19 protein-coding genes are annotated in these 25,160 nt (G+C 50.3%); 11 read left to right on the forward strand and 8 right to left on the reverse strand.

Going from position 1 to position 25,160, the window contains the following annotated elements:
* Positions 1 to 42: 42 nt before the first annotated feature.
* Both EYB48_RS07610 and EYB48_RS07615 read right to left on the reverse strand, forming a co-directional pair.
* Positions 43 to 2,364 (reverse strand): ATP-binding protein, encoded by a 2,322-nt coding sequence (locus EYB48_RS07610; RefSeq protein ID WP_162019728.1) that lies wholly within the window; start codon positions 2,362 to 2,364, stop codon positions 43 to 45.
* A complete protein-coding gene (locus EYB48_RS07615) occupies positions 2,361 to 3,833 on the reverse strand; it encodes a metallophosphoesterase family protein (protein ID WP_162019729.1) in 1,473 nt (490 codons plus the stop codon). Before EYB48_RS07615 ends, EYB48_RS07610 begins: the two co-directional genes overlap by 4 nt.
* 329 nt (positions 3,834 to 4,162) lie before the next feature.
* Between EYB48_RS07615 and EYB48_RS07620 the strand changes: the two genes are divergently transcribed.
* From EYB48_RS07620 to EYB48_RS07655, 8 genes are all read left to right on the forward strand, one after another.
* Positions 4,163 to 4,870: a TnsA endonuclease N-terminal domain-containing protein gene (locus EYB48_RS07620; RefSeq protein WP_162019730.1), complete on the forward strand. Its 708-nt coding sequence runs from the start codon at positions 4,163 to 4,165 to the stop codon at positions 4,868 to 4,870.
* On the forward strand, positions 4,842 to 6,866 hold the full coding sequence (locus tag EYB48_RS07625) for a Mu transposase C-terminal domain-containing protein (protein ID WP_162019731.1): 2,025 nt from the start codon (positions 4,842 to 4,844) through the stop codon (positions 6,864 to 6,866). The genes EYB48_RS07620 and EYB48_RS07625 overlap by 29 nt, the downstream gene beginning before the upstream one ends.
* Complete coding sequence (locus tag EYB48_RS07630; protein WP_162019732.1) at positions 6,856 to 7,743, forward strand: TniB family NTP-binding protein; 888 nt, start codon at positions 6,856 to 6,858, stop codon at positions 7,741 to 7,743. Before EYB48_RS07625 ends, EYB48_RS07630 begins: the two co-directional genes overlap by 11 nt.
* 7 nt (positions 7,744 to 7,750) lie before the next feature.
* Positions 7,751 to 8,767, forward strand: coding sequence for a TniQ family protein (locus tag EYB48_RS07635; protein ID WP_162019733.1), 1,017 nt, complete (start codon positions 7,751 to 7,753; stop codon positions 8,765 to 8,767).
* 119 nt (positions 8,768 to 8,886) lie between these two features.
* Positions 8,887 to 10,560: a hypothetical protein gene (locus EYB48_RS07640; protein WP_162019734.1), complete on the forward strand. Its 1,674-nt coding sequence runs from the start codon at positions 8,887 to 8,889 to the stop codon at positions 10,558 to 10,560.
* Positions 10,561 to 10,826: 266 nt separating this feature from the next.
* Positions 10,827 to 11,963, forward strand: a complete 1,137-nt coding sequence (locus EYB48_RS07645) for a caspase family protein (protein ID WP_162019735.1) — start codon at positions 10,827 to 10,829, stop codon at positions 11,961 to 11,963.
* The gene (locus EYB48_RS07650) at positions 11,960 to 13,345 is read left to right on the forward strand and encodes a hypothetical protein (RefSeq protein WP_162019736.1); all 1,386 of its coding nucleotides are present in this window, start codon (positions 11,960 to 11,962) and stop codon (positions 13,343 to 13,345) included. The genes EYB48_RS07645 and EYB48_RS07650 overlap by 4 nt, the downstream gene beginning before the upstream one ends.
* Positions 13,342 to 14,394 (forward strand): ComEC/Rec2 family competence protein, encoded by a 1,053-nt coding sequence (locus tag EYB48_RS07655; protein WP_162019737.1) that lies wholly within the window; start codon positions 13,342 to 13,344, stop codon positions 14,392 to 14,394. The genes EYB48_RS07650 and EYB48_RS07655 overlap by 4 nt, the downstream gene beginning before the upstream one ends.
* A 1-nt stretch (position 14,395) precedes the next feature.
* On the opposite strand, the gene dcd is transcribed toward EYB48_RS07655, so the two are convergent.
* The 5 genes from dcd to EYB48_RS07680 all read right to left on the reverse strand — a co-directional run bounded on the left by dcd (position 14,396) and on the right by EYB48_RS07680 (position 20,211).
* Positions 14,396 to 15,019 (reverse strand): dCTP deaminase, encoded by a 624-nt coding sequence (dcd, locus tag EYB48_RS07660; protein WP_162019738.1) that lies wholly within the window; start codon positions 15,017 to 15,019, stop codon positions 14,396 to 14,398.
* A complete protein-coding gene (locus tag EYB48_RS07665; protein WP_162019739.1) occupies positions 14,997 to 16,100 on the reverse strand; it encodes a hypothetical protein in 1,104 nt (367 codons plus the stop codon). Before EYB48_RS07665 ends, dcd begins: the two co-directional genes overlap by 23 nt.
* On the reverse strand, positions 16,087 to 16,410 hold the full coding sequence (locus tag EYB48_RS07670) for a hypothetical protein (protein ID WP_162019740.1): 324 nt from the start codon (positions 16,408 to 16,410) through the stop codon (positions 16,087 to 16,089). The genes EYB48_RS07665 and EYB48_RS07670 overlap by 14 nt, the downstream gene beginning before the upstream one ends.
* Positions 16,411 to 16,527: 117 nt before the next feature.
* Positions 16,528 to 19,023: a S8 family peptidase gene (locus EYB48_RS07675; RefSeq protein WP_162019741.1), complete on the reverse strand. Its 2,496-nt coding sequence runs from the start codon at positions 19,021 to 19,023 to the stop codon at positions 16,528 to 16,530.
* 12 nt (positions 19,024 to 19,035) lie between these two features.
* Positions 19,036 to 20,211, reverse strand: a complete 1,176-nt coding sequence (locus EYB48_RS07680; RefSeq protein WP_162019742.1) for an AAA family ATPase — start codon at positions 20,209 to 20,211, stop codon at positions 19,036 to 19,038.
* A 432-nt stretch (positions 20,212 to 20,643) separates the two neighbouring features.
* Here EYB48_RS07680 and EYB48_RS07685 point away from each other — a divergent pair, with 432 nt between their 5' ends.
* Entirely contained in the window at positions 20,644 to 22,095 is a 1,452-nt protein-coding gene (locus tag EYB48_RS07685) for an RES family NAD+ phosphorylase (protein WP_162019743.1), read from the forward strand.
* 195 nt (positions 22,096 to 22,290) lie between these two features.
* Complete coding sequence (locus EYB48_RS07690; RefSeq protein ID WP_162019744.1) at positions 22,291 to 23,691, forward strand: HNH endonuclease; 1,401 nt, start codon at positions 22,291 to 22,293, stop codon at positions 23,689 to 23,691.
* A gap of 94 nt (positions 23,692 to 23,785) precedes the next feature.
* Here EYB48_RS07690 and EYB48_RS07695 read toward each other — a convergent pair whose 3' ends face one another.
* Positions 23,786 to 24,088 (reverse strand): DUF3761 domain-containing protein, encoded by a 303-nt coding sequence (locus EYB48_RS07695; protein WP_162019745.1) that lies wholly within the window; start codon positions 24,086 to 24,088, stop codon positions 23,786 to 23,788.
* Positions 24,089 to 24,486: 398 nt separating this feature from the next.
* Here EYB48_RS07695 and EYB48_RS07700 point away from each other — a divergent pair, with 398 nt between their 5' ends.
* Positions 24,487 to 24,933: an HAD domain-containing protein gene (locus tag EYB48_RS07700; RefSeq protein WP_162019746.1), complete on the forward strand. Its 447-nt coding sequence runs from the start codon at positions 24,487 to 24,489 to the stop codon at positions 24,931 to 24,933.
* The last annotated feature ends 227 nt before the right edge of the window (positions 24,934 to 25,160 follow it).

Genomic DNA, 25,160 nt, shown 5'->3' on the forward strand with positions numbered 1-25,160 from the left:
CTGTCAGCTTTTATCATGCTTAACGGGAGATTAGGCTTACATCTATTTTCCATCCACGCGCAGGAGATCGCAACGTACCTCGAAGCGCTTTCTCTCGCCTCCCGAAGGAATGAAGCTACCTTCAATCTCCTCAGGCACAGGAATATAGATAGCGTTCTTCAATACCATCGTCGAAGTCTGATAAGTCTTACCACCGGAATGCTGTGAAATTGAATCGCGCGTTTGCAGGTCGTAGTACAGCCCAAACTCACCCGAGTGGTGTAGGAAAATGAAGAGGACTTTTTGGCCGCCCCACACAATAGACGTTTTGTGCGGCTGCAAGAAAAAGTCACCCATTTCATTCCGGACCTTTTCAGTAAGCGCAATGAAGCAGCGATATCCGCGAAGCGCAGGCTGATCACGGGGAATTGTTAGTAGCTTCATAGAACTTGATACATCTGTTCGCATAATAGCTGGCAATGCCTCCAGTGTAGCGATCTCGTCATCGCTGATATTCCGCATCGCTTCTTCATTTCGGACAACATCTGGAACAACATCGGCCACTTGGCCTGCAGTTCCAGCTTCGACAACTTGAATGGAGCTGCGAACCGCCGATTTAGATTGGTTCACCGCTTCGCTAAGTGAAATCTTGCCTTCAGCATAATTGCTCCAAATCAGCGACAGATTCGACGTATCGGTTTCTTCGTACTCAAAGATCTCACGTGGCTTCCGTATTGCCCTCAAAAAAGCTTCAGCGCCTTGTCGTGTGCTACTCGGCACTTTGTCGGCGACCTTCGGGAAAACTGCGTTACGTACGAAATCTTTTACCATACTTCCAAAAGCACCATATTCAGTGTGGTAAAGGCCAAGAATGGTTGCCACTGCTGGACCTGCAGGGTCGAGCACAATTTTTGTTGTTTCAATCTTTGACTCCACAAGCATCGTCAGTCCATGAGAGACCGTTCCGAAGATGACATGAGGGCTGTTTAAGAAATAATCGGTCTCCAAAACTGCCACAATACGAAAAGCCAATGCACTTTGGGCGCTAGTCCACTCTGTTTCCGGTATGAGCTTATCAATTCGAGGAGCATTGTCGACGGTCTGTACTTTGCAGTATCGCTGTAGGTAATTCAATTCACATTGCTTACGTGGGTTGTTCCTCGCAAGTATAAGAAGAGGCTTATCGTCAGTGGAAAAGCTAGCAATAATTGTTTGGTCGGCACCGTCATACACTGGCATTGGAGCGGTCACAGTCCTTGCTTTGATTTCCTCAAGCGGTTCCCGTTCTCCGGGGTGCATGGAAATTTTGAGTTGGCCACAAAGTTCATAGCGCCCATGCGCGCACACCCATTGCATGAAGGGTGTGCTGGAATCAGCCTCGGGACGAGTTGCCAACAGAAGCGAAATGTAGGCATCAATTTCGGTGATCACATTTTGTAGAAGTTGCATGCTGTCAGTGGTCAGTGCCTCTCGTCCAGCAGTAGGCTGGAAACCTTGTATATCTGCAACTCCACCGAACTGGTAGCTAGATCCGACGGAAACTGTAGCGAGTCCGAAGCCGCTTCGGAATGTCCTTATGGTAGGAACGCCACTGCGGAGTAACAGCCGACCACTCAATGGAGTGTCGTTCCATCTCATGTTATTAGTAATTAAACTAATATCAGCGTTATTCGAGAGTCTAAGTTCAAGGTCTGCGACAAAGCGTGGGCCAATTTGCACTCCGATTTTCTCTTCACTCCATGCGACGCTAACAGGTGGTACCAGATTGGCTATTTGCTGCCCACTTACGCACTCACCGTTTACGGTCACTCGCGTCTCCAGTAGTGCAACGAACTCGGCAACGTAAGCCTTCACTTGATTTATATCCAAGGGTGTACCAGGGATGATGCTCGCAACAATTTCAGTTCCTGGGCGACCGGTTGATGGAAGCCCTTCTGTGGCGATACAGTCCTGATTGAAAACAAGCTCGTCACGTTTTGCAACGCATCGTGTTCGCTCTCCAGTAATCGCGCTTTCCGTAGTCACTTCCAGCGTATCTGCGATACCAAAGTTCGCCATTGCGCCAATCCCGAATGTCCCAACAACGCCGGCTTGACGTGCTTCTTCTGTATTCTTGCTGCTGCTACCCGCTTGCCAAAAATGACGCGCGAGATCGTCCGGAGTCATCCCGATTCCATTGTCGCGAACCATCACTCGCTGCGGTGTCACTTCAATCTCAATAAGAGGCTCATACTGTTGGTCGCGGTACTTGCGAAGCAATGTTGCATCGAACGCGTTCTGTGTATTTTCACGCAACAATGCAAGCGGCGACTGATAAATCTGCTTAGCCAGAAGCTCCAGTACACGCGATGTGTCAACAGCGAATGGAATGAATGCAGTGCTCAATTACTTCTCCTCATTATCTTTTTAAAGTCAAGTTTTGACCATAGGCTATTCTGGGTGCCGACATCAATCCCGAATTCATTGGCTCTGCTTAGTAGTGCCTCAGCTTCACTCAGCATATTTGCAGAAAAATAAGCACCGATAAGTACAACAAATTCGTCAATACTTTGTGGTGGCTGTAAGAGTGAGATTAACTTTTCCGTTTGAGAGCTTTTTTGCGCCGCCTCGATGAACAATTTTCGTGCGTAACCCTCGATGTCCGCTCCAAGAGATTCTAGGAGCTCCAGCGCCGTATCCACGTTACCTTCTTGCAGCGCTTTTTCTGCCCTCAGAACTGTCGTTGCTGCAAAACTACGGTGGTCCAGGGGGGCGGCCCCAGCACGTCCGGCCGGCAAACTCCAGCGCAGCTTTGAAAAGCCATCAACTCGAAATACACCACGGCCGCATCGGCCAAAATGGTTGCCTTGCGTCATTTCCCGCACGTGTATTCGAGCGCTAGTATAGGAGTCGTCAATCACTACAATATTGTATTCGCGGTTTGTCCCTTGAGGAAGCTCGCGCGAGCCAGCGCAAAGGGATCCTGCGCTGGAAATCGCCATAGATAACTCGTCAGGAAGATGGATCGAATATGCGCTAGCGTCTGCCTGATGTTGGTGTCCATGAAACCCTAGCCTGAAACCACACCCCACCATCTCTTGTACCGCCACGATATCCATATAGTCGTCGCCGTGTGGCGGTCCTTGGAAACTATGATGCCACGCCGCCATGCGTAAGATTGGTTGTTGTGGAAGGTCGCGAATACTTAGAGAACATGCTCCTAGCACGCCACGTTTTATGGCACCTTGACGACAAAAGCAATCGTTGCCATGCACCGACTCGAGTGCTGCTATGACGATTCGCCCGCCATCGAGCTCAAATAAATTAAAACCGCGCTCCCTGTCGATAGGATGTTTGAGATCAACGCCCTCATAGAATCGTTCAACGAATGTCCAGTAGGAATCTAAGCGTTTCTTGTAAATGTTAGAATCATTAATATCGAAGATCGTTCGAGATGACCAGTCCCAACGTAGGTTGTTGGAAGCCTTAAATAGCTCTGCATAGGCTTTGATTGGTGGCTCCTCTGGGTCAAGCTCCCTCATAGCATCTCGCGCAGTGTTCCAACACACATCGTGATTACCTGGAACAATTACAATGCGGCTACGATCCCCACCAAAAAAACGCTCGGCCACTGAGCACAGGAACTCATATGCGACATCGTACTGCTGTGCCAGTTCGTTAGCGTAATTTGGAGTACCAAGCTTCACGCCTTGGATAATGTCGCCACTGATGATCGCTGCATCCGGTTTTGGAACCTCAGGTTTTTCAACAATGTATCGATCTAGGTCGGCAAGCAGCGCATCAATTAAGGATGTATTTTCAATTGGATCGTGTGGCGATCTATGTAAGTCTGATAAGTGAAGCAGCGAGAACACGTTAACCTCGAAGAATTAAAGCCGCCCAATAGAAGGGGAGGAGCTCTGAATTTTTAAATTTTATCGTAATATTAACATGTGGTCGCACAGGTGACCTCGAAATAACATAGTTTTCAACCTCATTTCGATGGTGCTAATTTCTGTTCTTTGAGTTCGTGTCAAACCACTGCAGCACAGGAAACTGGCTCCAATATAATGCGCAGCTAACGTGCACCAGTATTTAAGATTGTTCACCTATGACCCCAGAGGCCCTTGACCGAAAAATCAGATCATCGCTTTCGCCTTTCTTATCGATTCGAAGACTTTGCCTATTTATAGGAGTACGATGAATGCCAACCCGAAAAATCACCCGAAGCCCCGTCAAAGTCACTGGCACTACCCCGGATGACCAGCAATTCGAGTCGACGCTAGAAGAAGATTTTCTGGTACTGATGCGTTTCAACCGCCTGGTCGACAGCGAGCGAATAGAGACGCAGTCGGTCAAGGTAGATTGGCAAGACGACGCTGGCAAGATGCGCACCTATACCCCCGACGTGCTGGTTCATTTCCGCAAGGATCTGACCGAATCCAGGGATCTGCCCTCAAGGCTATGCGAGATCAAACCGAACCTCGATGAGGACAACAAGAAAGATCGCCCCTATCCTCCTCGCACCGAAAATGCAGCAGAAAATAAACTCAAATGGGCCGCCGCCTCGCGCCTTGCGGCGATGCGCGGCTGGGAATTTTCCATCGTGTACGAGCGCGAGATACGTACGCCCTATCTCGACAATGCCAAGTTCCTGATGCGCTACCTGGAGCACACTCCTGCCAGCCAGATCGACGCTCAAATGCTGGCTTGCCTGACGCAGGAGGGGCCGATCAGTCTGGAGGAATTTATCAAAAAATTTGCCAAAAATTTGGAATCTCGCGCTAAAATATTTCCGAATTGCTATCGACTGATTGCAACTCAACAGATCCATGTCGATTTAACGAAGCGCCTTACTTTACAGACGATCCTGACTTCAATTGATGCAGGTAACCAGCCTCCCTCTTCGTGAAGGTTCCATAGTCAACTGCGCAGACGCGCAGTGGCGCATCGTCTGGATTGAAGGATTCGACAGGGTTCTGGCGGAGCGCGTGGTGGACAGCCACAGGGAATATTTGGCGATCCCTGACCTGAAAGTGGTCGAATGGAATGCCAATTCCCTGGCCAAAACGCTTGACACTGAGCCATCACCTCCAACCTCGCTGGCAACCAGCATATATGCAGTCCGCCTCAAGCAGCGTCAAGTACGAGCCCAACCAGTCGAACGTGATCTGTCGGATACGCAAAAGCAAGATAGCGTAACGACCTCTGATGAATTCCAGTTCGCGCAAATGGTGCTTGCTGCACGACGGCAAGACAGGCGTAAGCTGATCGCCGAGATGGCCGAGCGATTCGGCTACAGCACGCCAAGCGTCTATCGTCGGCTTAAGATCCTCAAGCAACACAACAGCGCTGACGCTCTGCACCGCGCCGTGCGTTCCGATGCCGGTGTCAAACGGTTGTCCAAGGAAGTGCTTGATCTAGCGGAGGAATATCTGAGGAGGTATCGTTTCATCGAAACACCCAAGTCGATGAGGGATGTCATTGAGCTCCTCAATGGAAAATGCCGGGAGCTCGGTTTGCCGGAAATTAGCCAGTCGACCGTTTACAGCATCGAGCAACGCACCCCACTCAAAAAGCGCCTACAGTTTCAAGGCCGCAAGAACCAGGTGCGCGACCAGTATCGGCCCAAGGCCGGCCATCTACCAGGCAACGACTACCCTCTTGCGATTGTTCAGGTCGACCACACACCCTGCCAAATTTGTTTTGTCGACGAGATTGATCGCCAGCCGATCGGCGACGCTTGGCTAACCATCGTGATTGATACGTATAGCCGAATGATCCTGGGTTACTACGTGACATTTGAGGCACCGTCCACGTTGTCGACTAGCATGGCATTGGCACACGCCTTTCTTCCGAAAGAAAAATACTTGCGTGACCTGGGTATCTCCGGAGAATGGCCTTGCTGGGGTTTCCCAGACCTCATTCACGTCGACAATGGTGGAGATTTGAATGGCCGCATGATGCATGGTGCTAGGCGAAAATATCGTTTTAATATTCGCAATCGGCCGGTCGGCGGTCCCAACTTTGGCGGCCACGTCGAAAGCGCGTTCCGTACTTTCATGTTCGAGATCAAGAGCTTGCCCGGCACCAAATTCTCTAATCCTACCGAACGGGCGGAATACGACTCCGAGGGGCGGGCAGTCATGACACTGGCGGAATTTGACCGTCTTTTCGCGGACTTCCTCGTTAATGACTATCACCTGGATGAACATTCTGGGGATGGCATGAACAAGATGACGCCTTTGCAGCGCTGGCGTAAGGGGATTTTTGAAGGTGACGTCATGCCGCCTAGAGGATTGCCTGAGCGACCCGTCGACGAATTATCCCTGCGGCTGTCCCTGATGCCATTCGAGATGCGCACCGTACGCCAAGGGCAAGTCAAAATCCTAGGCGAGGAGTACTACAGCGGGGCTCTGACGCTCCTGAGCGACAGCATCGACCTCACCAAGCCGCTATCGGATCGCAAGTTTGAGGTGCACTACGATCCGCGCAACATATCAAAGGTTTGGCTCTACGACGATACTTCGTCCGCCTATATAGAGGTACCGTTTGCCGATCTGCGCAAGTCCCCTATCAGTAAATGGGAAAACGACGCGCGCAAGCGCCGGCGCGGTAACCCAGCGGAGGAATTCAAGGAAGAGCGCTATCAGAGCAAGATCCGTCGACTGGAAATGGTGGAAGAATCGGCGAAGAAGACCAAACAGACCCGGCGCGAAACTGAAAAAGCCGCTCGTCGCGAACGAACTGCCCTAGTACAGCCTCCTCCGGTGCCGAAGCCGTCGGCCACCACCACGGTCAAAAAGCAAGGGCTTGATCCAACACGCCTGGCTAGGTTGAAAAATTTGGTTAGGGAGGCACCAATTCCAAACGACATAATAGAGGGGACACATAAAGATGACACGTGAGGAGCGCTACCCACATCTCCATCCCAACGTTGCCCGTATGGCGGAGCAGTCAAACGAGAGGCGAATCAAGTACATCGAGCAAGATCGATTTGTTGTACATCGCCGTGCCGAGGAAATTTTAACTGAGCTTGAAACTCTTTATCGCATGGAAGACTCCGTGCGTCCGCAAGGGAGATTGATCGTTGGCCGATCCTTAATGGGAAAGAGTGCTGTCATCGATCAGTTCATGAAAAATCACCGTGCCACAGATAATCCGGACGGGCCAGCTGCACTCGTACCGGTTCTGTCGATTCAATATCCGGATACGGCCAAGGAAGGTATCTACCCTGAAATACTGAGGAAATTGAACGCTGTCCCGTCTTCGAACGCCAAACCACATCAAGTTCGCGCGGACGCAATCAGCCTTGTTCAAACTGTAGGCTGTCGGATTATCATTATTGATGAGATTCACAATCTGTTGGAAGGTAGTGCGACGGCGCAGAGAAAGGGATTGAATTCCATCAAATATTTAATGAACGAGTTGAGGCGTCCAATCGTAGCGGCCGGCACCGCCGAAGCAGTTAATGCCGTGCGCGCAGACGAACAAATTTCGAGCAGGCTCAAGCAGTTGCCATTAAAGCGATTCAAGGACGATGAAGATTTCATGGAGCTACTCGCGGGATTTGAAATGTTATTGCCGTTACGACGGCCATCCGCACTAGATGACTCTAGTCTCGCATCGCTAATTCATCGCGCGACGTTAGGTGTCACCGGAAACGTATCTGATTTATTGAACAAGGCCGCCATTACCGCTATCAAATCCGGCAACGAACTGATCTCCGAAGAGGAAATTACGCAATGCATTGGCGAGGAGATTGCTGACATCGCCGATCTCTAAAATCATCATGACCAGGATTTACGGTTTAACCGGACGTCGGTTGCCAATTCATCCGCAGCCGCTCCCAGACGAGCTCTTTACCCATTGGTTTACGCGTCTTTCGCATTCGAATGGATTAAAAGTGCAGACACTGGCGGATCGCCTTTTCGGGTACCCCAGCTCTTTTTGGGCGCGAGATCAAGATAAGCTGGCGAGTCAACAGGCGATCGACGCACTTGCCGAAGTGACAGGTCAAGTACCAGAAGATCTATTGCGACTGACGCTGAGGCCTTACGGTGACTATCTCTATGCAAAACACAATCCTTTTGGTAACACGCGCTGGATTTTGCCACTTGGGGTGTATCACCGTACTCGCAGACACGGTCTGCAATTCTGTCCACTATGCTTGCGTTCGGATGTACCGTACTTTAGGCGGTGCTGGCGGCTGTCCTTCTACGTTGAGTGCGATCACCACCATGTTTTGATGCTGGATGCTTGTCCCAATTGCAAAGCACCTGTGATGTTTCATCGAGCAGAACTGGGGCATCGACATCGCCGTGGGTATCCTCCTACCGTCAATTGTTATCGCTGTTGCTTCAACTTGAGTTGGGCCAGCGCACAAACCTATGACTGGGCTGACCAGCAAGCGATGCTAGCTGCACAGGCAGCCATATTTTGTCACTTTCGACACAGTGCCTTCTTGCATGAGCGTACCTTCGAATCGGCACAAACTTTTTTCGATGTGCTCTACCTACTGTGCAATCGTATTGGCTCATCACGCCGTACTGGTGAATTATATGACTGGGTTCAAGAGCAGATCAGGCCACACGAGACGCGGCAGATCAATCGCCGCGTCAACAAGTTCGATGATCGGCCAATATGGGAAAGAGCACGCATCTTGGAGGCGGCATTTTGGTTACTGTGCGACTGGCCGTATCGCCTGAATAGCGCGATAAGGGAGCTGAACATCTACCCATGTTTATTGACGCCTGAGCAAGGCGAAAGAAATACATGGCTATTAGAAGCGATGCCATTGTTCGACTGATGCGCTAAATGGTATCGAAGCGTCTTATATTGGCATTACTTTTACCGCAATTATTAGATGTTAGATATATGGTTCGTATTTGATCCGAACCATATTTACGAAAACCTTTCTGTATTTTTTTGAATATGCCGATCGTACTCAAAGCTTTGAAAGATCTCGGGAGCGCTTATTTCAGAATCGACTGGATAGGCAATGTTGTTTCACGAAGTCTAAAGGCTGCAGCAACCCCTTCTGTCAACATCGTTGTCTCAGTTAGGTCATCTCTACACGATACGCTGCCCGGCGATGGTTTTGTCCAGGTCGAGCTGGCTATTCCTGTGGCCTATCTCCGGTTGCTGAGAATTGGAGACATGTGGCGATACGGGCGGCGCGTAAACGGTGGCGATGGCGAGCAGCTAAGCTTTTCAAATATTGAGATCAATAGCGAAACAGTCGATGTAAAACCGGTAGGGTTACCTATTGCTGTAGATGATGAGATTCGCTTCTTGCTCCCGTTTGACCAATATTGTTCGCACCGTCGGCACACAGGGTCGTATGCAGCGCGTGTTCGTATCGATGAGAAGACATTTATATTAGTACCCTGTATGGAGTTGATTCGTTTTTATTTCGGATCAAGCGGCGCGCTCCTTGCACGTTTGTTTTCCGGTCCGATACGCGGACACGATCTTTACGAATCTGCGAAAACAAACTTAATGGGCGTAGCACACGTAAGACTTTCAGCGGGAATCCCAGGAATAGCAGCAGCGACCGTCGCGCGTATCGCGCTGGATCGTCATGCGGCGAGTGCTGCAAATTGGATTGTCAAATCAGGAGTGAGTGCGGCAGCGAATGGAGCTTCACACTATCCGGCCACTAAATTTCCATTCGTTGGACGCACTACACTCACGGCGGTAGGAAGGTGGGTCAATGCGCAAGGTTATGACGTCTTTGTCGTGGATCGAATGGTGTCTTGCACTTACCCCTTTCCTTTTCGATCCCTGTTCTATGAGCTTCATCCAAGCGAAAAAAAATCCAACTCAAAAGGAATGATGTCCGCAACCAGTATCCAGTCTCGCCGGCAGGCGACCAGCATGACGGGCGACGATGAATTGAATGAGGGCGCTGTCAAGTCAACCTGGGCAACTGCGACAATTAATTTCGAAGAGAGTCTTGAAGCATTTCCGGATCTAAGTGGTAAATTAATTCGGCGAAAAATGGTGGCGGATTCCGTGGTAGCTTCTGTTGGGGGCGCTAAACGTACTTCGTTGGCAGTGGGGCCGAGAGAAGCTAGCGGCACCTACAGAAAAGTCGATATTTCGGCGGCTCCGGAACATAACGTGGAAAATTCCAAGTCAGGGCCGATCGCAATATTGGAGGCGATAGAAATCCTGCGAAACAAGCATACTATAGATGTCTGTCTTGCCCCACTCCAAGGTTTATTGCCAATAACGGTCGAACCTTTTAAGCAGATCAGGTACGTTGGGCTGTTAGATCAGCGGAAATTCCCGATCATGGTCGGTGCCCGATTCCTAGTTGGAAATGGCAGTCAGTTGAGAGAGTTTCTTCTGCTTACTTATGTATCTCTGCCACACGAACAGAGCCGGCATACTGCCATTATCGTCGGCATGCCTTGCGTTCCAGCGCATCGCACTGACCAATATTGGTCGCTGTTTTCGCTTTGGGTTGTAGCAAGGCACTTTGCTGGTATTTATCCAATCGACGATGCGAATTCAATCGGTGTGAGCCGCCTGATTTCAGCAAAAGAGGCCAATAATCCGCAATCGCTAGCGGAAGTTCTCTCGACTTTCATATAGAGCAACTCGTCCGTTGCGCAGACTGCATTCGGATCTTGTTGCTATGGTCTTGTACCTAGTATCAACGAAGTCGGAGCCGGAGTTTTAATTCAAGAGGTGCGATACCTTCTTGAAAGGCGCTACATGGTCCGCCAGTCTGATCTGCTTAGGAGTGCTGCAGGCCCTTTATATTTGTTGCGCGGTTATCAGTTTCAGCGGAATGCATAGTTGCCAAATTATTGCTAACCTGATAATGTGTTTGTCTTCAGAGTAAGTGGGGTGGACGTATGTCGCTCATTTGGGAAAATAGACAAAACGATATGCCGGGAACACATGTTTTGATTGTGGGAGCCGGTCATTACCCACACTTCCCAGGCCATACTGCCCAGAAGCCACTAGGCCAGGTAAATATGTGTGCACACAGTGCCCTGGATCTGGCGCAGTGGATGATCGGGAGCCTTCAAAACCCAGCCGCTCCGCTACAGAGTGTGCGTCTGCTTATTTCGGACGCAAACGTATCCCTCCAAGCACAACAGCAATACGACCACGAAATTAGGCCTGCCACAGTGGGCCAGGTGCGTGCTGCGTTCCGTGATTGGAAACGAGATTTGGCTGCGGTTCCTGGCAGCGTAGCGGTTTTCTATTTTGCCGGTCATGGCTTCGGTAATGGTGAGAATCAGTGCCTATTGATGGAGGATTACAACCTCGATGATGCCGCTGCTCTCGATGGTGCAATCAACTATACAAATTTGTCCCAGAGCGTGAATGCAATAACGAACCTAAGTGGCGCCTGGTTCTTCATCGACGCATGTCGTGATGCGACCGTTGAGCAGACAGCAAGGGACAACTGGGGTTTAAAGCTCGATCATAAAGTACCATTCCTCGCCACTTCAGTACCCTGCTTCCAGCTGTTCGCAGCAGCAAGCGGTCGTCAGGCATTGGGCGTTGATGGTCAGCCAACTTTCTTCGCTCGGGCACTGAAAAAGGCGCTGAGCGAAAATGGCTACGCTGAATCTCCAGATGGCTGGGCCGTGAAGGCATTTGCACTGCACGGTGCAGTGGCTGGGAATCTGGAGTTAATCAGTGAAGAGGCGAAGATTCCGAAATCCAAGCGTCAGCGAGCCGAGGCCCGCACTCCAGAGCCGAATCAGCCTCTGCATTTCCGCAGTGCCGATAACCCGCCGGCGTTTCTGGTGAAGGTTACGTGCCAGCCGGAAGAGCATAACGCCTGTCATACTTTCAGCTACGAAATTCAAGGGTCTAATAACTGGGTGAGCCGCGAGCCGGATGCGGCGGCATGGTATGCGAACGTACCGCCCGGTTTTTATCAGTTCAAAGCCGTAAACGGAGCTGGGAAAGCCACCCATGCTGAGAAGATCATCCAGCTACATTTTGTTGAAGTGTATTTGAAGGGGGTGGTATGACGATCACTAACATTTATCTGATTGATTCACGCCTTAGCCCCAAACGAGCGTTAGATGTTGAAGTTAAGCTGTTTCCTGTCGATGGGGGGAAGGTGAAACTTGAACCTGCTTACGCCATCTTCGCGGCACTTACATCGACTTTTTCTAGCTCTTCGCCTTTGCAATTGGAGCTCTCTTTGGGCGATTGGATTTTGGAATTCGTTTCATCCCAAGGCAACCCTGTTGCGATCCTCCTTCGTGTTTCTAATGATTCGAACAATCATGAGATCGACGCAGCTGTGATTGAGGGCTATATTCCACCTCCAACGGCCAGACGCTTGCACTATGAACCGCTCATCAAACATGACGAATACAGTGATAAGACTGCCAGAAGATTTAGCCCTAGTAGTGCAAATACTCCGAGAGTCGAGCATCTGCGACATCCAAGAAATATGGGTGTCATTTCAAAACTCCAAGTCAAATGCGAGACATTTGAATTGCGCTCGGACATCGTGCTGATGCCTGAGCACGAAAGAAGTTTTGAAGACTGCAAGTCATTTGACGATAAATTCGAATATTGGCTTGACGGTTGGCACTCTGTCGATGAGCAGAATACTTTCAACTTAAATTTGGACATCATTCCTGGCAAAGAATTTTGTACCGGAAGGTTGAGTTTGAAGAATTCGTTCAGGCGACCCCGTAAGAAAGTTTTGTACATTACGTTCTCTGAAGAACGTTACTTCTTCGTTATTCCGTGCAAGGTGTCTGCAGATCTGCAATCAGATATCGATGTTGAGTTCGACTTTTATGACACGTCTGAGTTCTTGAACAATGGGCGAATCTTGCAAGTGCGTGTATTTACTAATGATTCCGCATTTAACGGAGTGATGCAGCAACTAAGCAAAGGAAACCTTTACTCTGCCAAGCAGCTTTCTATGCGACATGCCGAGCGATTGCTACAACAAAAGTACTTCGATCCAATTGGTGCCGCCGCAGGGGCACTTGTACTCGTACAGCCGGACGTTTCGGGGAGTGTGGCGTACTTGTCGGAGCACAAACATGTCTTACGCTGGATTGATAATCTCCTCGATGATTTTGAATGGATTTCTGAAGGTGCAATTTGCTCAGCATGGGTGCTTGCGATTGCCGGCGAATTGGGAATTATTAGTGAGGCGAAAGATGAGGATGAACTACGTTCGGAGATCGCTTTGTTACTCACTGAGGCTGTGCGTCGAGGCTTACCTATTTATACCGAGTCGTTGAATATGCTTAGCAAGGGTGTCAATTGGGCCGCTAAAGAAATCCCTGTGGATCTGCATCTGGCGGTGCAATGGTTGACCCTACACTCGCTCAATGCCGGACCGTTTGTGCTCTTGCGCGATCGATCTGAGGCAGCGTCATGAGCGTTAAGGTAGTGTTTTTTCCTGCTAAATGTGGGGATTGCTTTCTACTGGAATGCTCTGTCAACGATGGCATATTCAGAATCTTAATCGATGGCGGTACGCCCGCGACCGCAGATGTCGTACTCGCTTATTTGAAAAAAGACGGTAAGTGTCCTGTAATTGATTTGGTGGTGGTGACTCACATCGATAACGACCACATTGGGGGTGTCATCAGGCTGCTCAAGGATACGGAGTTCAATGCGGCCGTCAAAGAGATCTGGTTCAATGGCATTAGTAGGATCGCGAAACTTCCATCGGGGGTTAAGTCTCTCAGTGTGACGCAAGGCGTCAAGTTGGAAGAAATGCTGCACGATGACGCTCGTTGGAACGCATATTTTGGTGGCGCTGCGGTTAGCATCAATGCTGATGGAAGCCCCTACAATGCACGCATAGCCGATGGGCTCGTGTTGGATATTCTGTCACCCGGCACCGCAGAGCTGGCAGAACTTAAGCGCAATTGGAGCATGCTGGCCGTCGCGCCCGATCCGTCAGATGAAGAAAAAGACAAGTTACCAGCTGGCGTTCAAAGTTTGAGCGTAGGCAAAGATGTCTATGCGTTGGCTGAATCTAAATTCGATCCAGATAAAGCGTACGCAAATGGTTCGAGCATCGCATTTCTGTTGGAAATTGACCTTAAATTTTTGTTATTTACTGGTGACGCTTTTCCTGATGTTATTACCGACGCGGCTGAGCTATTGCAGGCTGGACCGATCAGAGTCAATGTGTTCAAAGTCTCCCATCACGGTTCGGCCGGCAATACGAATGAGCGGATCGTCAGGAAGTTTCCGGCCGACTACTACCTCATTTCAACCGATGGAACACACGATCATCCTCATGATGAAGCCATTGGTCGCATCCTAGTATATGCAGACAATCCAAAGTCTTTGATCTTCAATTATCCCGATACAATGTCAACATGGCGAGGAACGGACTTCGAAGGTGCCTGGTCCGTGCGCGTCCAATCGCATGACGGCAAAACCCCGATTGAGCTCGACCTGGGAGGCGCCTGACTTATCGGTTGTCGATGTTTTCGCGAATATGCGTCAAGCGAATGAGTTCTTCGTCGACGGAAGCTTTAGACACTGCTGGTCGAACCTGGCCATAGTATTTGCGCGGCTGAGACTGCGCATGATAATCGGTGTCTTCTGCAATGCGAGTTAGCCTCATTTGGCAGATGCGTGCACCGACTGTGAGTCTGACTGGGACATTGCCATGATTGAGCAGTTCAAGCGGAACGCAGCCGCGGTATCCAGGCTGTAACATGGCATAGAGCCCCACACCTAGCTTCGAATAACTGCTTCGTGGCATAACGTCCGCGTAGCAGTTAGCGGGTAGACCAACGTACTCTAGTGTGGTGGCTAACACTAGCTGGTCAGGATACAGAATAAATGTGTCGCCGAGCCGACGCCTGGTTTCATCAAAGTGCGACGCGAGGCTCGCTCCGCCTTGCTGTTGTTCGGCCGAGACGTCGATGAATGCGGCTCGGGTGTGCACCGATACAAGGAAGTCATACCCTAGACGCAAGTCAACGCTAACCTCGTTGACCTGGTCTGTGGATATCAGCGGCGCTACGCTCAGGCCGCTATCCGGATCGCTTAAAGCTTTGATGATTTCAGGCTTGGTCCAGAGGCTCATCCCAGGCATTCCTAATCATAAAATTCCGTATGGACTTTTCGGTGAGATCATTCACTGCAAGGATCAAGTCGTCATCATTGGGGAACGCCCTTCTTTTGGCAGGGTCAGCAATTGAACTCTTAAGCTGTTTCAGCGCGGCAGGGAAGACACCATGCATTTGGGCGATGCTTGTAATTTCACATGGCCGGCTATCAGAATAGAATTTTTCAACCTCCGGTTCATCGAACCGCTTAATCAACAGCGGCTTGCCCGCATTGTCGAGTGCAGTATTTTGCAACATATTGATGAAGTCTCCATGGCCCTCGTTGAGGAATTCCTCGATCACCGCGATGCGCGCCATCGTTGATGGATGTGTATCGTTGGCAGGTTGGTCAGGTGCCCATTCCTCGATATAGAAACAGGCAGCTGAACCCACATAGCTCGCGGCAAAGGTGTCGCAGAAGTGTTCTGTGATGAGGTTGAGCGCCACTTTGCGTCGCTTTGTTCTATCATCAATGCCGTTGACGTAGGCAGCGTCAGGCAAGCATTCAAGCCAAGCTTGGTCATTCGAGGTGAGCGCCCCAGTCACGAGGCGTTTACGTTCTTCAACGTAGTGCCCAATTTCATGATAAAGCGGCGTGCAGAAAAGCGGCGTGTGCTGGAAGATCTCGGGTAATGCGATCTGAACCAGCTCGAACTTCATTTTCGTTTCCAGCAACTGCTCGATCGGATCATTTGGCGCCGAGTGGACTCGTTCACAGAGGAATTCGGAAGACTGCAGTAGAGAGGTGGTTACCACGCAATCGTCCAGTCCCCAGTCGATGAGCGAATTGCGCAGCGCGAAGACAAGTTCGTAGGGCACCCTGTTTGAAGTGCTACCGGCGAGATATTGGGTTGCACGCCAAATTGACTCGACTACCAATTGAAGTGCGTCAGGAGGTAAGGCGGAACTCGCCCCGTCACGATAGTCAGCGCGAAGCTTGCTGAGCAAGGCCTGCAATTCGGCTACATACTCACTGAGGTTTTTCGAGAAAAAATGATTCTGGGCGAGCTTATCAAGCCGCCCAGATAAGAGACGCAGAATCGTACTATGCAGCAGCAAATCGCTGCAGGCCGTCCAGCAAACGCTGCGCCACTTGAGGATTGAAGGCTTTGGGCGAAGTCATGCCGCTAAGTTCATCGACCAGCTCGAGTTCATCCGCAATTTCAAACGCCATCTCCACAACCTCTGGACGAAGGTTTGGGTTATGGTGCTTTTGCTGAACGAAAATAGCAGCCCCTCGCGCGACGTCATACAGGTACGTCTGCAGCTCTGGAGAGAGGTCTTGCTGATTTGTTGATAGCACTCTTACCAAAGCACGAACAAACGCGAGCGACGATGCTGGCCGCGTGGTGTTTGCATATATGCTCATAATATTCCTAAGATTGGTGTGAGGATCGAACAACCCAACATTATGCCAAGAATATAATACCCTGTCGATGTTGCCAAGGATTAATTATGGAATTGCCAAATTGATACACTGCTATCTTCAGCTGCGTCGATTTTGGATTCGTGCCTCGGAAAGCAGGTGTATATCCTCAGTTTGCACCGATCCGCTGGAAAGTGACGCACGCATGTCCTGATATACAGGTTCTTCTTGCTCTAGATCTGAAATACTGAGAACGATGGCAAACGGAACCCCTTCAGGTGGGAAAGGTTCTTCAGCTCGCTCCAGGTATTTAAGGCTGACCTGCCATTGCGATGATTGTCCCACGCCGCCTTTGGAAGAGAACTGAACTTTCTTCACGTTGTTCCACTTCTGGCTCTCTTGAATGAGATCTTGTTCCGTCTCATGTTTAGAGGAGCTGCCAGTCTTGAACACGTTCTTCGACTTGACATCGAACTTACCGGTTCTCACATTGCGCTGGTGCAGAGCTACTACCATATCGACCCGGATCAGCTCAGCTCCAAATGCATCGTTGACTGGTGGCGTGTACACCAAGGTGGCCCAAGCCTTGCCTCGGCAACTACCAGAGTCGTTGAGGCAGGCTGGCCAATCAAATTCGAAGAACATATCTTTTTTGGGTTGGAGTGTGTCTATGAACACCAGGGTTGCACTGCTAGGGTTTCCATTGAGAAATTCCTGCGCAGCCGGTGGCACACCATAACCAATAAGATCTTTTCGAATCCTATCGAATACTTTGGCCGACAGAGGTTTGGACTCAGATGTACCGTGGATACATAGTGCAATGAGCGCTTCTCTGGAGAGCTTGCCCTCAGTGAGTTGATCAATTCTCGCCATCGTCTTCGCAACGATAGGCGCTGCAAAACTGGTCCCACAGTTCCAAATAATACTGCTGTCGGTAGTTACCACCTTTAGCTCGGTGCTGGCGCCCGCTGCGGCGCCATGACCTCCGTAGTGCACTACATCGGGCTTGATGTGACCTTTAAAGCCAGGGCCGCGACGAGAGTATCGCGCAGGTGCTTCCGCAATATGCATAGTGCAGCTACGAGGGTTGAGCGCGCCGACACTCAGACTGAACAGCGAATCACCAGGAGCAGTTACTCGATCATCAAATGAGGTCGCCAGATCGCTGAGCACGTCGGTATGAGATGCTTTCCATTCGGGGCGATGCGCCCCCGGAGGGAGATTGCCGGCAGAGACGACAAACACTACATCGTTAGCGACTGCAATCTGATCTAGTCCCATCGAGAACTCATCATACGTTGCAGAAGGAAGCAGCTCTTTTACATTGTGTGCGAAGCAAAACACGCGAGCGCCGGCAGACTCCTTGGCGCGCCGAACTTCATCGTTGAGCGCAAGCAGAAAATCTTGTTGGTCGCCGTAGTACAGCGAGAAAGTGTCCTCAGTCGGCATGAGGCCAATATCGACCAGAAAACAGCCATCTGGCTCCGCACACAGTAACGGGCCGTTGATAGCCTGACCATCGACCAGTAGGCTACCAATTTCCGTGCCATGATCTTCATTCGTATGGTGGCGCGGCACTGCAACCACCTGGCTTGAGATCCAGTCGCTCAGAACATTGCTGATGCCGCCGTCGATGACCGCTACAGTTGGATATTGCGCGTTATTAATCGGCTTAGAAAACGTGTGAACACCCGCACTTACACTCTTCCCAGCAGATGAGCCTAGTGTGAATGCGCTTGGCAGTCCGATCCTGCGCACCAGGTGGCTTTGATCCAGGAATGCGAGTAAAGATTCGTGGCGGAGAACAGCAAGATCCACATCGTCGAATACCCGTCTCGATCGACCTTGCCATTGACTTATAGACTGGATCGACATGTCTTTCATCAGCCAAAGATAGAGGCGTGTGACCCGGCCTTTTTTATGCAGCAGTGCGTAATAACCTCCGCCCAAAGCCTGCCCTAAATTTCTGAAAAAAGAATCGTATGATCCCGCCGATGCCAGAGATCTGGCGACACGCTTGTCTTGCGGCTCAATGAAGTCAAACAGATCGATACGATAGCGCAGCGCCAGTTTCTTGTCTGCGGCCCATTTAGTCGCCTGTTGAGCTGAAAACGAACGTTTGTCGGCCGCAGACCAAACTGACACTCCTGCGACCGCGCTCGCTTCAACCCGACTTGTCGTTGGTGCGGGCATGTCTTCGTACTCGCCCGTTTTTTTATTGACTTTTTCTTTAGTCGCGACCTCGACCTCAGCATTGAGCACTTTTTCTGCGGTCGTGATTAACTGCGATGAGGTTGCCTGAACAATGAGTTCGCCACTGTCTTCGAGTCCGACCACAGGTGTTGCGCGTGAGGGAAACAGCGTCGACGTTGGACGATGAGACTTCGCATGTGCATCGGCGTGCATTTTTACTTTTATGTACCCGAGCTCAGACGGATTGCGCGCAAGTACACCAGACGCTGCTTTTAATGACGCTGCTAACGCGTTACGATGCCTGGCGAAAGCTTCATTGGCCCCCGCAAAAAAATCAGTACCGCCGCCGCCAGGGGAGCGATCCCTGTTATCCTGATAGGTTCGCACGTCCAGTACTACCTCAATTGGCGAATAGCCGCTCATAAGTCCTCCTAATTATTTAGTTTTACGCGAGACTGTTGACTTACCTTTGCGAACGATCTTCGAGGTATCGCTCAAGCTGAGTTCAAAATAGTCGTTATGGCGTAGCCAACCCATGAGCTCGGTGTCACTCTGGAAAAGCACTGCGCGAAGCGGAGAGGACAGCCTGCCGCTGTTGAGTGTTGCGATATCGCGTAGCGCTGCCAATGGAGATGGGGCGGCAGGAGGCAAGACGCAGCGTTTCTTATAAGCGATCAAGAAATCCTCAATCTCCGCCCCGGAGCAGCCATCAAGTAGTGCAGCGATAAACTTCAACTCGGGCTCAGAAATTTCCAGTGGCTGCGAATACAGCTTTGCGATCACCAAACGTGTTTTGAAGTCTGGCAACGGCACTTCAATTTGCGCGCTGAATCTGCGCCAGACGGCCGTATCAAGCAGTTTGGGGTGATTCGTAATCCCAATGGTGACGCCCGAGTCTTTTCTATTGTCCAGATTCTGCAGCAGCGCATTGACTACGCGTTTGATTTCCCCGACCTCGTTAGGGTCGTCACGCATCTTGGCAAGCGAGTCGAACTCATCTAAAACCAAAATGCACCGGAAGCGATTGGCGAAAGAAAACACCTGGGCGATATTTCGCGCAGATGTCCCCAAAAATGACGACATCATCGCATCGATGCGTGCGAGTACGACAGGCAAACCGAGTTGGCCGGCAAGCCAGTAAGCAAGCGATGTCTTGCCAGTACCTGGGGGGCCTACAAGTAGACAGGAACTGGTTGGCAGAATCCCCAGCTTACTCAACTCTTCACCGTTTCTCCATTCGTTTACTACCTGTGTCATGGCGCGTACGAACTCATCTGGGAAGATCGGCAACTCAGTAGACAGTTGGTCAGGGAAAATTACTTCGACCAATCTTGCTCCTGTTTCTTTATCCGCTGGCAGGTGAGTCGATGGAAGAAGCACCTCTCCAGGCAGGCTGCGCGCGCGCGAGGGCACAAGTTTTCGTGGTGCCATCTCCGAGGAGCGTTCCGCCTTCATAAGTAAGGCGCGTAGGCTCTTGGATTCCGGCGTAAGCCCGCCTTCTTCCAGTGCTTTTTGTAATCGCTCAATCTGAAATAACAATGCCTCACTAGGCGAGGCGAGTGCTACGCGACAAATTGCGCTGATGATTGTAAAGTGCTTTGAGACGTTCATTGCATAAGTCCCTTAAAGATTCCCAAAAAAACTAAAAATTTCCCAAAATAACGGAGAATCGCTTCAACATTTCGGTCATTATTGCATATTGGCGTAATTTTCGCCTAGACATATAAATTTAAAAAAATCCTATGAAAACAACGGTTTTATGTACGTCGGCTCTTGTATTAGGATGATAATTACTGTATTTATGTACAGTATTATTAGTGGCGGAAACTTTTTGGATTGTCTATAAGAGCACCTATTGCGATAGCTGCAGCTATCGCAATAGGTGCTCTCATCAAATGCGTTGGTATCTAGATAGTCGGCTGATGGGTCGTCTATCGCCTCTATGAGACTCTTTGCATAACATGAGATACTTTGCTCATGAATGGGGGCGACGACTTAGCGCCCTACATCTGCAAAAAATCATGACATGAGGAAACCGTCATCATGGCCGACATCGAGAACGACGAGACAACGATCAAACGCATCTGTTATTGCTGCATCAGCGAGACCTATCTCGCCAGCGAGATCAGATCGTCCGGCGTCGAAGCCGAATGTGACTATTGCGGTAAGAGCGAACCGTCAATTGGCATCGACGTGCTAGCGGAATGGATCGAGGAGGCGTTTTCCGATTACTACACACGCACTGCGGACCAGCCGAAAACATGGCAGGAACGTCTCATGGCCGACAGTGAGTCGTACTATAACTGGGATCGCGAGGGCATGCCGGTCAACGAGGCGATCCAAGAGGCTGCCGGCATTGACGAGGAGCCTGCAGCCGATGTCCTCGAAATCCTTGAAGAAAGGCACGCGCCGTACCCGGATAAGGACAATATCGGTGAAGAGAGTGAGTTCTCTTCGGATTCGTACTACGAGTGCGGCCATCCGACCTTTATTGGACTTCACATGGAATGGCACGAGTTTGAACAATCCCTCAAGACCAAGGCGCGCTTCTTCAGTCGTACGGCGGAAAAACTCCTCGCCCAGGTTTTTGGGGGCATCGACAGGCTCAAGACTCGAGCAGGTCGCTCACTGGTCGTAAATGCAGGTCCCGGGGCGCAGCTCGATCATCTTTATCGTTCGCGTGTTTTTCAGGCGGAAGACTTGCTTAAGGAGGCGCTGTGTCGTCCTGACGCCCACATCGGTTCACCGCCCCCCAAAATGGCGCGCGCCGGTCGAATGAACGCACAAGGAATCTCGGTCTTCTATGGCGCGACAAAGGTGAATGTTGCCATTGCCGAAGTCCGGCCGCCCGTCGGAAGCCGCGTGGTCGCAGCCAGATTCGACATCACGCGGGAGCTACGGCTACTTGATCTCACTGCGGCGAATGATGTGCACGAAGAGGGCAGCATTTTCGATCCTTCTTTTAAGGAACGTTTGCACCGCGCCGAATTTCTGCGCTCACTAGGGTTGCGCATGGCGCGTCCCGTGATGCCGGATGACGAAGGGATCGATTATTTGCCGACGCAGGCTGTCGCCGACTTCCTAGCAACGGCCAATGACCCGCGCCTCGACGGAATCATCTTTCCGTCCGCGCAGGTGGAGAAAGGGTGCAACGTTGTCCTTTTCCACGAATCGGCGAGAGTCGCGGAAGAGACAATTCCAGAAGGGACGGAGATCAAGGTTAGTACCGGTCACGACTCCGAAGATGGCTGGGAAGTCGACTATTCCGTGACTGAGACAGTCCCCCTACCGGAAGCCCCGAGACCAGACGATAAAGACGATGGATTTCTGGGAACCTTTCTGCACTTCATTCGACCGCTGGACGACGACCGCCAGGAAACGCTTCGCCTTCTCACCACCTCAGTCGAGGTTCACCACGTAACCTTGGTCAAAGTCAGCACTGAGTCCCATTCTGTTCACCGCTATCAACGCGAGAATCGCCCGTCCGGATACTGAACCAACCTGTCCGATTGGATTAGTAGTAGGGAGAGTCGTGACGATTCTCCATCACTTTTAATAGCAACCCGTGTCAATCATGGAGTTGCCGAATCATGTATGAAGCTTCAAAAGATAGCCGCTGGTTCGTTCTGGAAGTGCTTAATGAAACCGATAAAAAGTAATCAATTGACAGCTTGATCAAGGATGGTATCGATGAATCGTGTGTTCCAAATTGACGCCTTTGGGCGCTTCAACAGCTTTTATGGGAAACCAGAATGCCGTTTTGTCGTGCTAAATCTGTACAAGGGTATCTGCCAGTCCTGTGACGCAAAGATCGTTGGCGACGCCTATCACGTTGCGCATATCATCTCGCGCACGCACCCAACGCTCATGGAGAAGTATTTTCCCGGATTAGATGTCGACAATCTCCTGAATTTGCAGCTGTCGTGTCCGTCGTGCAACCTCAAGGTAAGCAACTTTGTACTCGATACACCGCTTCTTTTGCATACTTTTACCTGTTCTGCTCGAGCTATTTCGCTGCGATTGAGTTCGGTCATGGCGCGCCTATGCAGTGAGAGCAAACCGGTTCAGATGAGTGGCGTCGATCCTAAAATATGCACCGACGTGCTTCACATTAGCATGGGAGAACTTTACGACATTTCGACGGATTGGCATGGCGCTGTCGTGATTTCGAATGACAAGCTGAAGGATCGCATTCGCCAAGAAATGACACTGGCACTCGGATATGAACCCGACGACTGGGCTGTATATTCAACGTTGACGGAAGCTATTGGCAATTTCAAGGATCTCATTCAGGTGAACGGAAGCCGCATGTCTTGGATAGGAGTGAAGAAGCCTGAATGGTGGACCGAGGCATACGCGCGGCGCTACAGTCGCGATGGAAGCGATATTCCCAATTCGACCAACAAGGATGGTTCCATTATCACAGATGACCTTGCAGACGGCATTTATCTTGATCAGGATGAACTCAATGGGCGCCAAGGCCTCTGGATTCCATTGCGTACAGAAACACAACGGTGGTTTTGCGACGTGATTGGTACCATCGTTCGCACTAGACGTAAACTTGAGACTCAAACTGATCACAAGCGTTACGTCGTCTTGGATGAGGACGCATGGCATAGTCTGTGTGATTGTTTCGAGCAGCTGACCTATGTGGAATCCGGCCTCGGAATATCAGCCAAGCGGTTAAAAGCGCCTGAAGCATTCATGCATTTTGCCGTTACTGATGGCGAACTCTACATGCACGATGAAGGTCGTGTAATTCCGGAAGAGGTCATACGGCTATGCCGTGTGGCAGGTGAAACGACAATTTGGGGTGATGGAATCGTGCTGCGATGGACTAAGATCAAGTCGTGGCTCGAGCACGGTTTCGCCTTGGCCGAACTCGGTGCACAGAAGGCCGTCGGACCGCACTTGGTTCGGATTAATGATGAGCGTCTTCAATGGAGATGGGTTCCGCAGCTACCGCGGACCATAGGAAAGACACGAGATCAAGTCCAAAGGGAAGCCGAGGCAGAAACAATGCTTCACTCGAAAAGGGGAAGACGCCGGATCAACAAGGCCTTCGTTTGGGTGTCGCCGGTGGTTGTCTAGGCTTGAATGGCCATGAAGATCGACAAGTAAATAAACGCACCGTAGTCAAAATTAAGACAGCGAGACAATGGTCCGAGATAGCTCCATTTCATTGTTACAGCCACCTTGTCACGCCACCGTGATGAGAGCAAGTGCCACGGTGGTTTCTGCTGAAACTGTAAGTCCCATCACGGCATTTTGCACTGGCACCATTGGGAACCTTGTCATCTATTGATTTTGACGGAGCATGCACGTTTTGACCGGCTTTGTCGGTGTAATGCTTGTGCGACGTCAGTTTGGATTCATCTGGTTCGGATTTTTGCGTGGATGGCGGCGGCTGCAGCTGCGCATAGGCCGGAGCCAACGGTGAAATGGCGACAATTGCTGCTAAAACGAAACTAACGATACGCACGCTCATTCCTTTCAATACCCCGCCCCAGTGCTAGCAACCCCTGCTTGGCGACGCGTTAGATAGTAAAAAGATGAGTATAAAAGAAATAATTTAAATAGGGCAATATTGCAATTTAAAACTCTGCACTAGTGCGTCCATAAGTGCTCGTATGGGGTGGGCTGCGACGTAGTTTGTTTAAGTCTGTGTTCAAACACGTTGATCAAGCTGTTAACTTTTCGTCGCAGCTAATCGATAGACTAAATTTACTAATCATTTCTCACTAATCAAAATGCGACGGAGATTTGTAGATTTGATCACTGGCAGCGCCACTACGTCGTTTGCCGAACATGGCACTAATTTGATCAAAGGGCTCCCGACAGCGTATTGGAAGGCGAGAACGCACCGATCCAATGTATGATGAGGGAATGATTGTCTTTCTCGACATTGATGGCGTGTTGCACCCTGAGCCGTGCTATGACAAGGCTCAATTTTTTATTTTTCTGCCTCGCTTGGAGCGCGTTCTGCGCGAATTCCCACAAGTTCAAATCGTCATCAGCAGTACATGGCGTCACAACAGGACTTTGGAACAACTACGAGAGATATTTTCACCGGACATTGCTGTACGAGTTGTTGATGTCACGCCGCGTTGGTCCATGCTTCCGGATTTGATGGAGAGCATCGGTTATCAGCGTCATGTGGAAATTGAAGGCTGGATCAGGAGAACCGGTGAGCCGTGGCAGCCTTGGGTGGCGATCGACGATAAGCCTTATCTTTACAAACCTTTTCTGAAGAATTTGATAAAGACGGATTCACTGACCGGTTTCGATGAGATTGCCGAAAATCTGCTTCGTCAAAAGCTGATGCTGAAGTAAATGGAGTGCTATCGAACTAAAACCAAGCAAGTTACGGAGCCGAGAATTGCTTGTGTGTTCGATTGTTAATTGAGTAATTTTTCTTAAATAGCGATAATTGCACCAACAGAAGCAATGGTTCAGCACTAAATTGTCCCAGCCCTTCATTGGAAAAACCGTAGTCATTACCTATATGGCGCCGTCAATACGATCGGTGGCAGAAAAATATGCGGCTGATTTATGACGTC

The organism is Cognatundibacterium crateris (assembly GCF_010078235.1).
Classification (GTDB): Bacteria; Pseudomonadota; Gammaproteobacteria; order Burkholderiales; family Burkholderiaceae_D; genus Undibacterium; species Undibacterium crateris.